Origin of the sequence: Sedimentitalea todarodis, assembly GCF_032595355.1 — a bacterium.
GTDB classification, from domain to species: Bacteria; Pseudomonadota; Alphaproteobacteria; order Rhodobacterales; family Rhodobacteraceae; genus Sedimentitalea; species Sedimentitalea todarodis.
Window position 1 is genome coordinate 11,894 of the sequence record NZ_JASMWN010000011.1, and the last position, 15,994, is coordinate 27,887.

13 protein-coding genes are annotated in these 15,994 nt (G+C 60.8%); 10 read left to right on the forward strand and 3 right to left on the reverse strand.

Features of this window, described 5'->3' with window-relative positions; all coding sequences use genetic code 11:
- Positions 1 to 216 precede the first annotated feature (216 nt).
- From xdhA to QO231_RS13985, 9 genes are all read left to right on the forward strand, one after another.
- Positions 217 to 1,578, forward strand: coding sequence for a xanthine dehydrogenase small subunit (xdhA, locus tag QO231_RS13945; protein ID WP_316777434.1), 1,362 nt, complete (start codon positions 217 to 219; stop codon positions 1,576 to 1,578).
- Positions 1,575 to 3,869 carry a xanthine dehydrogenase molybdopterin binding subunit gene (gene xdhB / locus QO231_RS13950; RefSeq protein WP_316777436.1) on the forward strand — a complete coding sequence of 765 codons (2,295 nt, stop codon included), beginning with the start codon at positions 1,575 to 1,577 and terminating at the stop codon, positions 3,867 to 3,869. The genes xdhA and xdhB overlap by 4 nt, the downstream gene beginning before the upstream one ends.
- Positions 3,859 to 4,794 (forward strand): xanthine dehydrogenase accessory protein XdhC, encoded by a 936-nt coding sequence (gene xdhC / locus QO231_RS13955; protein WP_316777439.1) that lies wholly within the window; start codon positions 3,859 to 3,861, stop codon positions 4,792 to 4,794. The genes xdhB and xdhC overlap by 11 nt, the downstream gene beginning before the upstream one ends.
- Positions 4,791 to 6,308, forward strand: a complete 1,518-nt coding sequence (locus QO231_RS13960; protein WP_316777442.1) for an ABC transporter ATP-binding protein — start codon at positions 4,791 to 4,793, stop codon at positions 6,306 to 6,308. Before xdhC ends, QO231_RS13960 begins: the two co-directional genes overlap by 4 nt.
- Before the next feature lie 33 nt (positions 6,309 to 6,341).
- On the forward strand, positions 6,342 to 7,421 hold the full coding sequence (locus tag QO231_RS13965) for an ABC transporter permease (RefSeq protein ID WP_316777446.1): 1,080 nt from the start codon (positions 6,342 to 6,344) through the stop codon (positions 7,419 to 7,421).
- A 1-nt stretch (position 7,422) separates the two neighbouring features.
- Positions 7,423 to 8,343: an ABC transporter permease gene (locus tag QO231_RS13970; RefSeq protein ID WP_316777448.1), complete on the forward strand. Its 921-nt coding sequence runs from the start codon at positions 7,423 to 7,425 to the stop codon at positions 8,341 to 8,343.
- Between the two features lie 31 nt (positions 8,344 to 8,374).
- Positions 8,375 to 9,448 (forward strand): BMP family ABC transporter substrate-binding protein, encoded by a 1,074-nt coding sequence (locus QO231_RS13975; protein ID WP_316777451.1) that lies wholly within the window; start codon positions 8,375 to 8,377, stop codon positions 9,446 to 9,448.
- A gap of 138 nt (positions 9,449 to 9,586) precedes the next feature.
- Positions 9,587 to 10,252 carry a hypothetical protein gene (locus QO231_RS13980; RefSeq protein ID WP_316777452.1) on the forward strand — a complete coding sequence of 222 codons (666 nt, stop codon included), beginning with the start codon at positions 9,587 to 9,589 and terminating at the stop codon, positions 10,250 to 10,252.
- Positions 10,253 to 10,301: 49 nt separating this feature from the next.
- Positions 10,302 to 10,790: a HugZ family pyridoxamine 5'-phosphate oxidase gene (locus QO231_RS13985; RefSeq protein WP_316777454.1), complete on the forward strand. Its 489-nt coding sequence runs from the start codon at positions 10,302 to 10,304 to the stop codon at positions 10,788 to 10,790.
- A gap of 21 nt (positions 10,791 to 10,811) precedes the next feature.
- On the opposite strand, the gene QO231_RS13990 is transcribed toward QO231_RS13985, so the two are convergent.
- The 3 genes from QO231_RS13990 to QO231_RS14000 form a co-directional block, all read right to left on the reverse strand.
- Positions 10,812 to 13,097 carry a right-handed parallel beta-helix repeat-containing protein gene (locus QO231_RS13990; protein WP_316777456.1) on the reverse strand — a complete coding sequence of 762 codons (2,286 nt, stop codon included), beginning with the start codon at positions 13,095 to 13,097 and terminating at the stop codon, positions 10,812 to 10,814.
- Between the two features lie 157 nt (positions 13,098 to 13,254).
- Positions 13,255 to 13,656 (reverse strand): DUF4864 domain-containing protein, encoded by a 402-nt coding sequence (locus QO231_RS13995; protein ID WP_316777458.1) that lies wholly within the window; start codon positions 13,654 to 13,656, stop codon positions 13,255 to 13,257.
- An 87-nt stretch (positions 13,657 to 13,743) separates the two neighbouring features.
- Positions 13,744 to 15,318, reverse strand: a complete 1,575-nt coding sequence (locus QO231_RS14000; RefSeq protein ID WP_316777461.1) for a lysine--tRNA ligase — start codon at positions 15,316 to 15,318, stop codon at positions 13,744 to 13,746.
- Positions 15,319 to 15,573: 255 nt separating this feature from the next.
- On the opposite strand from QO231_RS14000, the gene QO231_RS14005 reads away from it, so the two are divergent.
- The gene (locus QO231_RS14005) at positions 15,574 to 15,942 is read left to right on the forward strand and encodes a tellurite resistance TerB family protein (protein ID WP_394356604.1); all 369 of its coding nucleotides are present in this window, start codon (positions 15,574 to 15,576) and stop codon (positions 15,940 to 15,942) included.
- Positions 15,943 to 15,994 lie beyond the last annotated feature (52 nt).

A 15,994-nucleotide genomic window follows, 5' to 3' on the forward strand; every position in this document is an offset into this window, starting at 1 on the left:
CATGGCAAATCCATGATTCAACGTGATTAAACCGCAGACCGCCTGTCAGAAACCGGGCAAAACAACCGCATCATGTTGCGTTGCAGCATATGTTTTCCTTGCCAGATCGCTTCCTGCCTTTCTAACCTGAAAACAACAAACGGCCCGCAGATGTTCTACGTCGCATCGAATACCTGCATTGGTGGCCACAACAGGGTACCGCGACGGGTTTCAAACATGGACATCACGTTTCTTCTGAACGGAGAGACCGTCGCGTTGTCAGGTGTATCACCGACGACAACGCTGCTGGACTGGTTGCGCGAAGACAGGCTTTTGACCGGAACAAAGGAAGGCTGCAACGAAGGTGATTGCGGTGCCTGCACCGTGATGGTGACCGATGCCAGCGGAGCCAAGGCGCTGAACGCCTGTATCCTGTTCCTGCCGCAACTACAGGGCAAATCGGTGCGCACCGTCGAAGGGGTCAGCGGCCCGGACGGCACCCTGCATCCGGTTCAGGAGGCGATGGTCGCCCATCACGGCAGCCAGTGCGGGTTTTGCACACCCGGTTTTGTCATGTCGATGACCACCGCACATCTGAACGGGGCCACCAACTACGACGATCAACTGGCGGGCAACCTGTGTCGCTGCACCGGCTATGCGCCGATCATCCGCGCCGCAGAGGCTGCCGCCGAACAACCGGTGCCGCAGTGGGTGCGGGACGATCCGAGCGTCAAGGCCCCCTCTTCACCTTTCATCCCCGAAAACGCAGATGACCTCGCCGCAATCTATGCCAAACACCCCGAGGCCACGCTTGTCGCTGGCGCGACCGATGTCGGGCTGTGGGTGACGAAGCAACTGCGCGATCTTGATCCGGTGATCTTTCTCAATCGTTGCGATGACCTGAAAACCATCGACATTGACCCAGACGCGGTGCGCTTTGGCGCTATGGTGGACATGAACGCCATGGGTGCGGCGATTGCCGATCTGCATCCATCATTTGGCGAAATGATCCGCCGCTACGCCAGCGTGCAGGTCCGCAATGCCGCCACCGTCGGGGGCAATATCGCCAACGGTTCGCCGATTGGCGACAACCCACCGGCGCTGATCGCGCTTGGTGCCACGCTGCATCTGCGCAAGGGCGATGGGCGACGCTCCCTGCCGCTTCAGGATTTCTTTGTCGCCTATGGCAAGCAAGACCGCGCGCCCGGCGAGTTCGTCGAAGCGGTCAGCTTCCCGCGGCAAGAGGACCGACTGAAATGCTACAAGCTGTCCAAACGGTTCGATCAGGATATCTCGGCGGTCTGCGGATGTTTCAACATCACGGTTGATAACGGCGTGGTCAGCGCGGCGCGGATCGCATTCGGCGGGATGGCTGCCGTGCCCAAACGCGCCGATGCGGTTGAGGCGGCGCTGGTCGGCCATCCCTGGACCGAGGCCACCATAGCGACCGCGCAAGCCGCCTTTGACGCCGACTTCACCCCGATGAGCGACATGCGCGCCTCTGCCCGCTATCGGCTCGGGAGCGCGCGGGCCCTGCTGGCGCGATATTTTGCCGAGGATCAGGGACAAACGGTTTCGGTTCTGGAGGTCAGCGCATGAGCGTTACATCCCCCCTTCCCCACGATGCGGCGCCCCTGCATGTGACCGGCAGCGCGCGCTATATCGATGATATTCCGACGCCAACCGGCACCCTGCATCTGGCCTTTGGACAGAGCGAGATCGCCCGCGGGCGGATCACCGAGATGGACCTGACCACGGTGCGTTCCGCACCCGGCGTGATCGCGGTTCTGACAGCCGACGACCTGCCGTTTGCAAACGATGTGTCGCCTTCGGCCCATGACGAACCGTTGCTGTCAGGCGGCACCGTGCATCACGTGGGCCAAGCCATCTTTGCCGTTGTGGCACGAACCCATCTCGCCGCCCGCAAGGCCGCGCGACTGGGCAAGGTCACCTATGACGAAGATGAACCATTGCTCAGCGTCGAGCAGGCGATGAAAGCAGACAGCCGGTTCGAAGACGGCCCGCGCATCTATGAGAAAGGCGACACCGCCGCCGCCATCGCCGCTGCTCCGCATGTCATCGAAGGCAGCATGGAGATCGGCGGCCAGGAGCATTTCTATCTCGAAGGTCAGGCCGCCCTCGCGGTGCCGGGCGAAGGCGGCGACATGCTGGTGCACTCCTCGACCCAGCACCCGACCGAGATTCAGCACAAGGTGGCCGAGGCCATCGGCGTTCCGATGCACGGCGTTCGCGTTGAAACCCGCCGCATGGGTGGTGGTTTTGGCGGCAAGGAAAGCCAGGGCAACGCGCTGGCTTGCATCTGTGCGGTCGCGGCGCAGCGGACCGGCAAGGCCTGCAAGATGCGCTATGACCGCGACGATGACATGGTCATCACCGGCAAGCGCCACGATTTCCGTATCACCTATCGCGCCGGATTTGACGACACCGGGCGCATCACCGGCGTCGAGTTCATGCAGTATACGCGCGGTGGCTGGGCGCAGGATCTGACGCTGCCGGTTGCCGATCGGGCGATGCTGCATGCGGATAACGCCTATCTGTTGCCCACGGCGCGGATCGAGAGTCACCGGCTCAAGACCAACATGCAAAGCGCCACCGCCTATCGCGGTTTCGGCGGCCCGCAAGGCGTGGTCGGAATCGAACGGGTCATCGACCATATTGCCCACGAACTCGGGCTGGACCCGGTCGAGGTGCGCAAGCGGAATTACTATGCCGAGGCCCCGAACGTGAAGGGTGACAACACCACACCCTATGGTCAACTGGTCGAAGATTTCGAACTGCACGGCATGACCGACGCATTGCTGAAGAGCAGCGATTATGCAGCGCGGCGCGCGGCCATTGCAGAGTGGAACGCCACCCACGACATCATCAAGAAAGGCATCGCCTTTTCGCCGGTGAAATTCGGGATCTCCTTTACCCTGACCCATCTCAATCAGGCGGGCGCGCTGGTGCATGTCTATCAGGACGGCTCTGTCCACCTGAACCACGGCGGCACCGAAATGGGCCAGGGGCTGTTTCAGAAAGTGGCGCAGGTGGCGGCGAGCCGCTTTGGCATTCCGCTCGATATGGTCAAGATCACTGCGACCGATACCGCCAAGGTGCCCAATACCTCTGCCACGGCGGCCTCCTCCGGCAGCGATCTGAACGGCATGGCGGTCAAGGCTGCCTGTGACACCATCCGTGACCGCCTCGCCGAATTCCTCGCCGAGCGGCATCAGGCAGACGCGGGCGCGGTTCGCTTTGGGGATGGACAGGTGCAGGTGGCGGACGCGACCTATAGCTTTGCCGAGGTGGCCGGGATGGCCTATGCCGGGCGCGTCAGCCTCAGCGCCACGGGATTTTACAAGACACCCAAGGTCGAATGGGACCGGATCAAGGGACAGGGGCGGCCGTTTTTCTACTTTGCCCATGGCGCCGCGATCACCGAAGTGGCCGTCGACACTTTGACCGGCGAAAACCGTATCCTGCGGGCCGATATTCTGCATGATGCAGGGGCGTCGCTGAACCCGGCACTGGATATCGGGCAGGTCGAAGGCGGCTATGTTCAGGGCGCGGGCTGGCTGACGACCGAAGAATTGGTCTGGGACGATGCGGGACGGTTGCGCACCCATGCGCCCAGCACCTACAAGATCCCCGCCTGTTCCGACCGCCCGGATGTGTTCAACGTGGCGCTCTGGGATTGCGAAAACCGCGAAGACACGATCTATCGCTCCAAAGCCGTGGGCGAGCCGCCGTTCATGCTCGGCATCTCGGCGTTTCTGGCGCTGAGCGACGCGGTTGCCGCCTGTGGCAATGCCTATCCGGCACTCGATGCGCCGGCAACGGCGGAGCAGGTCTGGACCGCAATTCAACGGGTGCGTCATGGGGTTTGATCTGCAGGATCTGCGCGCTGCTGTCGCCGGACATGGCCGCGTCGCGCGGGTGGTGATTGCCGCCATACGCGGGTCTTCGCCGCGTGAAGTGGGCGCGGCGATGCTGGTTTGGAAAACTGGTCAGTCGGGCACTATTGGAGGCGGCACACTGGAGTTTGAGGCGGCGCAAGCGGCCCGGTCCGCGTCTCGCCATGGCCTGAGCCACCACGCACTTGGCCCCGATCTTGGCCAATGCTGCGGCGGCGCGGTGACACTGTTGACCGAAACATATGATGCCGAGACCGTAGCCGTACTCGATCCCGAGGTGATTGCCCGCCCTGTATCGGGCCCTGCGGACATGCCGATGGCGATCCGCCGGGTGCTGGCGACGGCGCGGTCACAGGGCGTCACTCCCGCGCCGCAACTCGTCGATGGCTGGATGATTGAACCCGTGCACCAACCGGCACGCCCCTTGTGGATCTGGGGTGCCGGTCATGTTGGCCGGGCGCTGGTGCAGGTTCTGGCCCCGATGCCCGATCTTGCGATCACCTGGGTCGATACTGCCCCCAACCGCTTTCCCGGCGACGTCCCGTCCAACGTCACCGCCGTTCCTGCGGCAAAGCCCGCAGAACTGGTGCGCCATGCCCCGGCACATGCAGAGCATCTGATCCTGACCTATTCCCATACGCTCGATCTCGACCTTTGCCACCGGCTGCTGGGCCATGACTTTGCCTTTGCCGGGTTGATCGGGTCGAAAACCAAATGGGCGCGGTTCCGGTCTCGGTTGGGCGCATTGGATCACCCACCGGATCGCATCGCCGACATCACCTGCCCCATCGGCGACCCGACACTGGGCAAACACCCGCAGATGATCGCTGTCGGCGTGGCGGCCGCTCTGATGCAGCCCGCCCGAGCAACTCTCACCAAAAAGGACCTCCGCGCGTGACAGTCCCCCTTCTGAGTCTTCAGGGCCTGACCAAGGCCTATCCCGGCGTGATCGCCAACAACAACGTGTCCTTTGATATCGGCGTCGGCCAGGTGCATGCCCTGCTGGGCGAAAACGGTGCCGGAAAATCGACACTGGTCAAGATGATCTACGGGCTGGTCAAGCCGGACAGCGGTGCCATGCTGCTCAACGGTCAGCCCTATGCCCCGCCAGAGCCGCGTGCCGCGCGGGCCGATGGTATTGCCATGGTGTTCCAGCACTTTTCTCTGTTTGACGCGCTGAACGTCGCCGAGAACATCGCACTTGGGATGGAAAACCCGCCTGCGATGCGTGACCTCGCGGCGCGGATCCGGGAGGTCTCTGAAACCTACGGCCTGCCGCTTGATCCCTTCCGCACGGTTGGAGATCTCTCCGCCGGTGAACGGCAACGGGTCGAGATCATCCGCTGCCTGTTGCAGGATCCGAAACTGCTGATCATGGATGAGCCGACCAGCGTGCTGACCCCGCAAGAGGTCGATATCCTGTTTGAAACCCTGCGCAAGCTGAAATCCGAAGGCACCGCGATCCTCTACATCAGCCACAAGCTCGAGGAAATTCGCACCCTTTGCGACCATGCGACCGTGCTCCGGCTGGGCGAGAACGTCGGCGAATGCATGCCTGCCGAGACCAGTGCCCGGGACATGGCCGAACTGATGGTCGGCACCGTGCTGCAAACGCCCGAACGCTCCGGTCGCGAGTTGGGCGAGATCGCGCTTGATATCAGCGGCCTATCCGTGCCTGCGCCAACGGATTTCGGCACCGCACTGAAGAATGTTCATATGACCGTCCGGCAAGGTGAAGTGCTGGGCATCGGTGGGGTCGCCGGCAACGGACAGGATGAACTGCTGTCGGTGTTGTCGGGCGAGGTCACGACGGCATCGGACGCGGTCAAGCTCAATGGCAAACCGGTCGGCGATCTGGGTCCGACCGCGCGGCGCAAGCTGGGCTTGCTGACCGCCCCCGAAGAACGCCTCGGTCACGCCGCCGCCCCGGACATGAGCCTGACAGAAAACGCCATGCTCACCGGTTCGGTTCGCGAAAACCTTGAAAACAATGGCTTTCTGAAATGGCGCGAGGCCGAGAGCTTTGCCAGGAAAATCATCGCGGATTTCGACGTCCGCACACCGGGCCCGGAGAATGCGGCGCGGTCAATGTCTGGTGGCAACCTGCAGAAATTCGTGATCGGCCGCGAGGTGTTGCAACGCCCCGAAGTGCTGGTGGTGAACCAACCGACCTGGGGTGTGGATGCCAGCGCCGCTGCCGCGATCCGCCAATCGATCCTCGATCTCGCGGCCCATGGGGCGGCCGTGGTCTGTATCAGCCAGGATCTGGATGAACTGATGGAAATCAGCGACCGTTTTGCGGCGCTGAACGAAGGCCGCCTGAGCACCCCGCGCGACACGACCGGCCTGACCATTGACGAAATCGGCCTGATGATGGGCGGCGCACACGGAATGGAGGTCGCCCATGTCTGAGGCAACACACATGTCAAGACGGGAGACGGGCGTATGATCGTTCTGGAAAAACGGCCACAGCCGTCCCGCAACTGGTCCCTGGCGACGCCGCTGGTAGCGGTTCTCGCCACGATGTTCTTTGGCGGCGTGCTGTTCATGGTGCTGGGCAAGAACCCGGTCGAAGCCATCCGCACGATCTTTTGGGATCCTCTGTTTGGCGAGTTTGCTTTCTACTATCGCCCGCAGTTGCTGGTCAAAGGTGCGCCCCTGGTGCTGATCGCAATCGGCCTGTCTCTCGGCTTCAAGGCCGGGATTTGGAACATCGGCGCCGAAGGCCAATACATCATGGGTGCAATCTGTGGCGCGGGGGTCGGGCTGGCCTTCTATCCGATGGAGTCGATCCTGGTGTTTCCGCTGATGGTGATCGGTGGCGCACTCGGCGGATGGGCCTGGGCGATGCTCCCGGCTCTGCTCAAGGTCCGGTTCGGCACCAACGAAATCCTCGTCTCGCTGATGCTGGTCTACGTGGCCGAACAGATGTTGGCCTCTGTGTCTCTGGGGCTTCTCAAGAACCCAGAAGGCTTTGGATTTCCCGGCAGCCGCAACCTGAACGAATATGCCAGTGCAACAAGCTGGATCAATCAGGATGTCGGCATGCACTGGGGCGTGGCCTTCGCCTTTATTGCGGTAATCTTTGCCTACATCCTGCTGAACCGTCACATGCTGGGCTTTCATATTCGCCTGACCGGAGAGGCACCGCGGGCGGCACGGTTCGCGGGTGTCAAACCTGCCCGGCTGATCCTGTTCTGCCTTGGCACATCGGGCGCGCTGGCCGGGTTGGCCGGGCTGTTCGAGGTCGCCGGACCTGCGGGGCAGATCACCATCGACTTCAACATCGGCTACGGCTTTACCGCGATCATCGTCGCCTTTTTGGGCCGGTTGCACCCGCTGGGCATCCTGCTGGCCGGGGGTCTGATGGCGCTGACCTATATCGGAGGCGAAATCGCACAATCCCAACTGGGCCTGCCCGCCGCCGCCATCCAGGTGTTTCAGGGAATGCTCCTGTTCTTCCTGCTGGCGCTGGACATTCTGACCAACTACCGCATCCGACTGCGCAAAAGCGAGGTGGCCTGAAATGGACCTGTCTGCAATCAACCCTGTCCTGCTGATCGCCTCTCTGATGGTCGCGGCAACTCCAATCCTGCTGGCCGGGATCGGTGAACTGGTCGCCGAAAAATCGGGGGTTCTGAACCTTGGTGTCGAAGGCATGATGATCGTCGGCGCGATCAGCGGCTTTGCCGTGGCGGTGGAAACCGGCTCGCCCTTCCTTGGCTTTGTTGCCGCCGCGTTTGGCGGGGCCGCACTGTCCCTGCTGTTCATCCTGCTGACGCAGGTTGCGCTCGCCAATCAGGTCGCCTCGGGCCTTGCCCTGACCCTGTTCGGCCTCGGGCTCAGTGCGCTGATGGGGCAGAATTATGTGGGCGTCAAACCACCGCCCACCGCGCAGCTGCAGATGCCGCTGCTCAGCGATATACCGGTGATCGGCCCGATCCTGTTCAACCATGACCTCGTGCTCTACCTCGGCATCGCCATTGTCGCGGCGGTCTGGGTCGCGCTGAAGTTCACCCGCGCCGGGCTGATCCTGCGCGCCGTCGGCGAAAGCCACGATGCCGCCCATGCGCTTGGCTACAAGGTCGTGCGTATCCGTATCCTCGCCATCCTGTTCGGCGGCGCCTGCGCCGGTCTGGGCGGAGCCTACATCAGCCTTGTGCGGGTGCCCCAGTGGACCGAAGGCATGACCGCCGGAGTCGGCTGGATTGCACTGGCGCTGGTGGTCTTTGCCAGCTGGAAACCCTGGCGGGTCCTGCTCGGGGCCTATCTCTTCGGCGGTATCACTGTTCTGCAGCTCAACCTACAGGCAGCAGGCGTTGCCATTCCGGTCGAGTATCTGGCAATGTCGCCCTATATCATCACAATCCTGGTGCTGGTGATCCTGTCAAAAGACAAAAGCAGTGCGCCGGCTTCGCTGGGCAAAATTTTCCATGCCTCTCATTGAGGGGCCAACAAAACCAACTTGGGGGAATCTCATGAAACTCACGACACTTCTAACCAGCGCCGCGATGGTGCTGGGGCTGGCAACCGGCGCGGTCGCGCAGGACAAGACCAAGGTCGGCTTTATCTATGTCGGGCCGGTCGGCGATGGCGGCTGGACCTATGAACATGACAAGGGCCGGCAGGCGGTCGCGGCCGAATTCGGTGACAAGGTCGAAACCACCTTTGTCGAATCGGTGCCCGAAGGTCCTGACGCCGAACGGGTGATGACCCAGATGGCGCTGAACGGAGCCGACCTGATCTTTACCACGTCGTTCGGCTACATGGATCAGACTATCAACGTCGCCAAGAAATTCCCGAACGTGAAATTCGAGCACGCCACCGGCTACAAGACCGCGCCCAACGTGTCGGTCTACTCGGCCCGGTTCTACGAAGGACGCGCGGTGCAGGGTCACATTGCCGGCAGCATGACAAAATCCAACATCGTCGGCTATATCGGCTCCTACCCGATTCCCGAAGTGATCCGGGGCATCAACTCGGCCTTTATCCACGCCAAAAAGGTCAACCCGGATGTCGAATTCAAGATCATCTGGGCCTATACATGGTTTGATCCCGCAAAGGAAGCGGACGCTGCCAAGGTGCTGATCGAACAGGGTGCCGACGTGATCCTGCAGCACACCGATTCCACCGCCCCGCAAGCTGCCGCCAAGGCCGCTGGCAACGTGATCACCTTTGGGCAGGCGTCGGACATGAGCGAGTATGCCCCGATGCCGCGGGTCAGCTCGATCATCGACAATTGGGCGCCCTATTACATCGCCCGGACCGCGGCCGTGATGGACGGAACCTGGGAGACTGTGAACACATGGCACGGAATTGCCGAGGGTATGGTCGGGATCGGCGAAATTTCCGAAGCCGTCCCCGCCGAACTCAAGGCCGAAGCGCTGGCCCTGAAAGCAGCGATTGCCGACGGTGAGCACCACCCGTTCACCGGCCCGCTGAACAAACAGGACGGCAGCGTCTGGCTGGCCGAAGGCGACACCGCTGATGACGCCACCCTCGCAGGCATGAACTTTTACGTCGAAGGCATCGAAGGTGACATCCCGCAATAGTCACGGTGACCATTTCTGATAGTCCAAGGCCCCGCCCCGGCGGGGCCTTTTTCATTTTGGTGGCGTTCGGGCCTGAAGTGCCGAATGTTAAAGGGCTGTTAACCAAGTCTGCCGATGCTGACGAACGGAGGGTGCGCGATGCGGTTCGCGATTGCTGCTTTGTTGGTTTGCGCGGTTTGCGCACCTCCGGTTCAGGCCGGAGCGTGGCTGCGCGAGCACAAGGATGTATTCCTGTCCTTCGGCTCGACCATTCGAGGCAACAGGGTGACTTTGCCCGACTACGAAACCAAGCTCTATGCAGAATACGGGCTGTTGCCCCGCATGACCCTCGGGTTCGATCTCAATGACATCCGGGCCAAATCCGCGCACGCACTGCTCTTTGCCCGCTTCCCGCTGGGCCGCGCAGAACACCGCACACGCTACGCCGTGGAACTCGGCATTGGCAAGCATCGCTACCAGATGCAATGGGCGCCGATGTACAAGGCCACCCTGGCCATCGGTCGCGGGTTCGAAAGCCGCTGGGGCAATGGCTGGATGGGAGCCGAACTGGCCTACGAAGTACGGACCGGACTGCCCGAGCCTACAGTCAAGCTTGATCTCGTCGCCGGGCTGTCTTCGGGGCCGCGCATCCGACCGCTTATCAAACTGGAAACCGCCCATGTGGCAGGCAAGCCCCTGAGTTGGGCGCTGACACCGGGCATCATGTTCGATGTCAGCAAAAGCACCTGGGTGCTCGGGGTCGAGGGCCGCTCGACCACCCAGAGAACGATCGGTCTTACATTCAACATCTGGCGCAGCTTCTGATCCATCAAATGACAATTGCGTCGCTCGCGTCGGCTTCTATGCTGGCGTCATGCTCAACCCGATCCGCCCGTCCGATGACAACGCCCGAGCCCTCGCCGGAACGTTGCTGAAATCGGCCCGCACTGCTGCACTTGCGGTGCTGTCTCCGGACGGCGCGCCACTGGTCACCCGCATCGCCTTCGGCAGTACGCCCGATGGCCAGCCACTGACACTGGTTTCCGACCTGTCTGGCCATACCATCGCAATGCGCTCTGACCCGCGCTGCTCCTTGTTGGTGGGTGAGATCAACGGCAGGGGCGATCCCCTGAACCAGCCGCGCCTGACGCTTGAAGCCACAGCCAGTTTTCTCGACCGGACCTCAACCCAACACGAAAAAATGGTCGCGCATTACCTGCGCGACCATCCCAAATCCAAGCTCTATATCGGCTTTGCCGACTTCTCATTCGTGCTCTTCACGATCAAGATCGGCCATCTCAACGGCGGCTTTGGCAAGGCCTTCACCCTGTCTTCTGCCGATCTTGCGAGCTGCGCCTCATGAGCGGGATCAGTGCGAAACCTGCTATCTATCCATGCGCGCAATGAGGCTTACTTCACCCCGGACCGCTGTTGGCCAGATAAGCGTCGCCTGATCGCCAAGTGCGCCCTGTTCGGATCGAACATAGGGCGTCACAAAGTGCACTCCGCTACCCGCGTTCAGGATTGGACCATGCGCCACGATCGAGTCGACCGAGAGCACGCGCCCGCCAAAGGGCAGATCTCCATCAACACCAACGGTCCAGGACTGGGCCACGCTGGCCGCCGCATGGCGTATCCGAAGTGGGTTGGCTGCCTGCTTGTCGATCCCGTGAAAGGCATTGGCATCAAAGGTCAGATTCTTGGTCAGGGAGAAATTCAGATCGGAAAAGCTGGTATCCACGCGTTCGACTCGATCAATATTGCCATTGATGCTGTGAAACCGGTTTCCGCTGATCGTGACGCCGTTCAGGAAATGCCCACTGCCATGCGGCTTGACCACGACAAAGCTGAACCAGGGTGCAACATTGCCGCACAGCATGATGTTGTCGGTGATGCACATCGCGGCAAACGAAAACCCACTGACGAAGTCAGGCTCCGGGTCGCGCTCGTTGGTCCATTCGATCGTGCAATTGTCGATGTAATTGCCGGTGATGGTTGCGTTGCAATAGTTGTCCGCAATCACCAGACCAGCGGTGCGCACACCCGCGTTTGTCCCATCGCCCTGAAAGAAGTGGTTGCCCAGAACCACGCTGTTTGATCCGCCCAGCAAGGCAAAATGCTTGAACCGGGTCGACCGGTTGTTCCGCAGCTTGGCGTCGTTGGCATTGACATTCAGCGCGACAGACGTGCGATCCGGCACGTCCTCGGAATCCTCGGATGACAGGAACTGACACCTGTCGACCAGAATGCCCTGGCACCCTGTACCGATCGACGTCACACCGCGATCTTTGGGTCGGCTGATAAAGCAGTCGCGCAGGTGAAACGCCTTGCCTGTCGGCGACAAGCGGATACCGCTCGCGTACCGGCCACACTGAAATTCGACATCACTCAGGACAAATTTGCTCAGCCCGGCGAACCCGCTGAAATCCATCATGTATTTGAAGTCAGAAAAGGTATAGTTCTGGGTACCTTGCGCATCGTACAGCGGTGCGCTCAGGGTCAGCTCTCCGGCATCGACATTTTTTGAACGCACATAGATTTCGCGCCCGACACCGTTGCCTTCCACCAGCGCGCCCACCGCGATATTGGCGATGTTCACCACTTCGGTCAGCGTGCGCGCGTCGTTGGCGGAATAGGTGGCCTCGGATGTCACTACCTCGGTATCCCAGGCCGGACCGCTGGCCGCATCGAACTGGCCATTGCGGATCACCCGGCGGGTTGCATAGCTGGTCTTGTTTGGCACCACCGCCTGCATGTCCAGGGGCCTGGTCACCGTAACCTTGCGTCCGCACATATCCAGAGAGTCATGATCGGCATTGTTCAGGAGCGCCTGAAACGCCTTGCCAAAGGCCAGTTCTTCATCGTCAAACGCGTCGATGTATGTGGGCAAGTCGAAACTCTTGGTCAGCAAGAGCATCTTGTCCACAGGCATCGTGACAGTGCCTTCAAACGCCACGGGAGCATTCAGCGTCACGTCGTCTCCCAGAAAGAACACGCCGCCCGGCACCAGAATCTTCCGACCTTGCGCGTCGGCATCCGCCGCAATAAAGGCCGCGGAATCGTCGGTCAGCCCGTCTCCGATGGCGCCGTAGTCGCGCACATCCACGATGCTGATCATGTCCCGCAGGAAAAAGCGGGTGACATCCTCGATCTCGATATCGTCGATGCGCACCACGCCGCCATTGGCCCCGGTCAGGTCCAGCCCGAAATGGCCGTAAATGGCCTGCGATCCCCACGCCATGTCTACGCCACCGCGTGCGCCCGGTCCGACGATGGCGGCCACTTCGACCACATCGCCATAGGTAGCCAGCGTCACCGTCGGGCCAACCTCGACCTTGTCATTGATATGTGTGCCGCCCGCACCGCCGGCCCAACCGGCGATCCGAACCGACGGCAATGTGCCGGCGATCGCCTTGATACGGGCGCGGATGCGCAGGTAGCAGCCGGGCAAGAGCGGCGTTTCACCCTTGTAGCGCAGTTTTTGGACGGAATTGACCTTCTGAAGTTCCAGACACCCTCCAAAATCCTGATCCGCCGGCACCAGAGCAGCGTTCGGAGCACCTTCATAGGTGTCCGATCCGGGCGTTCCATTGCCGCTTGACCACATGTCCAGCCCGTTGCTGAACACGGGCGGCATCAGCAGAACACCATCGGTAATTGCCTTGTTCATCCAAATCCCTTTCCCATTGATCGCCACCGGGCGCTTCGCGTCTGGCGGCAAAATCCATCAGGTCCGGAACGTTCCCGGACGCGCAGAAAAGGCTCTATTGAAAAACCGTAAAGACCGGCTCACACCACCGTCACGGTGCCCCTTTGGATGGGTGTCTTCAGACGGTGCTTTCCGGCACATCAAGTATCTGCACCGCATTGATTTTCCAGATGCTTTCCAGGTTCACCATCTGGTAATCCAGCACATGTACGCGCCCTGCGGCATCAGTGATCCGAACCTTCTGCCAGAGATTTCCTGCGACCTCACGCAATTCGAGATATTGCACTTCGGCGGGCCGCCAGACCATTGGAAAGCCGCCCCGTACCATTGCGCCAAAACTCTCGGGGGTCTGAAAAACCTGACGAATGCCGGGGCTGGCATAGGAAAACGCGCGGACGAGATCATCGTTCTGAAACGCTTCGATCTGTGCATCAATGGTTCCGGTAATCTCTCGGCTCTGGGCCACGGCGGATCCGGCAAGTCCGATACAGACTATGAAACTCAATAGCAGTTGACGCATGTCAGGTTCCTCCGTGATGCGTCACAGCTAGCCCACCATCGTCAGCGATCAATCAAATGCCAAGGCATATTCGGCAATTGCGCTGGTTCAAACCATTTCGCCCGCCAACGCCTTGTCGATGAGCGCGACTGTCTCATCCACGCCATAGAGGGCGATAAAGCCGCCAAATCTTGGCCCCTGGCTTGCCCCCAACAGCACTTCGTACAGCGTTGTGAACCAAGCCCGGAGCGGATCAAACCTGTCGCGTCCGACCGCGTAAACGATGGATTGCAACGCTTCGTCTTCGATCCGGCCGTCATAGGCAGCCAGATGTGCGCGCAGGTCCAGCAGCGCCTCGCGCTCGGCCTCAGTCGGCGCTCGATAGCTGCGCGTCGGTTTGACGAAGTCATTGAAGTATTTCACCGCATAGCCCGCCGCAGCATCCAAATCAGGATGGCTCTCGGATGTCGCCTCGGGCGCGTAGCGACGGATAAAGCCCCACAGGTGTTCCTTGTCCTCGGCACCGGACACCGACGCCAGGTTCAGCAACATGGAAAACGGTACGATCAGAGTCGAAACAGGAACGTCGCCAGCGTGGATGTGCCAGACCGGATTGTTGACCTGTGCCTTCAGCTCCTGGTCCGGATAGGCCCGCAACTGTTGGTGGTATTCGTCCATCGCCTTTGGGATCACGTCAAAATACATCCGCTTGGCGGTCTTGGGTTTCTGATACATGAAGTGGGACAGGCTCTCGGTGCTCGCATAGGTCAGCCACTCGTCGATTGTCAGCCCGTTGCCGCTCGACTTGGAGATCTTCTGCCCGTTCTCGTCCAGAAACAACTCGTATGTAAAATGCTCTGGTTTGCGCCCGCCAAGGATCTCGCAGATCCGGTCATAGATCGGCGTATTGGTACTGTGATCCTTGCCGTACATCTCGAAATCGACATCCAGAGCCGCCCAGCGTGCCCCAAAATCGGGCTTCCATTGCAATTTCACGTTGCCGCCCGTCACAGGCAACGTCATTTCCTCGCCATCCTCGGTGTCAAAGGTGATGGTCCCGTTATCCGCATCCACGTGTTTCATCGGCACGTACATCACCCGTCCACTCTCAGGATGGATCGGCAAGAAGATCGAGTAGGTCTGGCGCCGCTCCTCGCGCAGCGATTTCAGCATCACTGCCATGATATCATCATAGCGTTCGGCGGCACGCAGCAAAACCGTATCAAACTGCCCCGACCGATAGTATTCGGTCGCGCTGATAAACTCATAGTCAAACCCGAACGTATCCAGGAACCGGCGCAGCATCGCGTTGTTATGCGCACCAAAGCTGTCATATTCCTCGAACGGATCGGGCACGCTTGTCAGCGGGCGCTGCAAATGCTGCTGCAACCGCTCCGGGTTGGGTACATTTCCGGGCACCTTGCGCATCCCGTCCAGATCGTCGGAGAAACAGATCAGCCGCGTCGGAATATCGCTGATCGCCTCAAAGGCCCGGCGGATCATCGTCGTGCGCGCAACCTCGCCAAAGGTGCCGATATGCGGCAACCCGGACGGCCCGTACCCGGTTTCAAAAAGGACGTGACCCTTTTCCGGCGGCGCCTTCTGATAGCGTTTCACCAGCTTGCGGGCTTCCTCGAAAGGCCAGGCCTTGGACGCCAGTGCAGCTTCGCGCAATTCAGACATGAGACACTCCGAGAACAGGGGCCGCGCACCCCGCGCAGCAGTGGTGCACTCCCTATTGCGCTGTCGTGGTCCCGTCAACACGGCACGCGCTTTCCCGATACGCTGCCCCTGCGGGCAGGTTGCCGACGCTGGCTATTGTGCTGCGCGCGCGCGCCCAATAATCTGCCGTCATCACCGCATGACCCAAAAGGAAGCCCAGCAGTGCCAGATTCTCCGCCAAACCAACTCAGCTCGCAGGATTGCCTCGTCGCGCTGATGATCGCGGTCTCCGCTTCCGATGAGAACCTGCGCACCTCCGAACTGGTCAAGATCCAGTCCTCGATCAACATGCTCCCGGTGTTTGCCGAGTATGATATCGACCGCCTCAAGGAAACCGCACAAGTGGTGTTTGACCTGTTCGAGCAAGAGGACGGCCTGGATGCGCTTTTTGGTCTCATTCGCGACAATCTGCCCGAACGGTTGTTTGAAACCGCATATGCATTGGCCTGCGACGTGGCAGCGGCGGACGGCGCACTGCACGAACCGGAACTGCGCCTGCTGGAAGAGATTCGCTACGAACTAAATATCGACCGGCTCCATGCGGCCGCAATCGAGCGGGGCTCCCGCGCCCGACACGTGACCTGACAAGGTTCAGTGCCAGTGGTCCAAACCGTTTCGTGTTCAAATTGGGTCATCT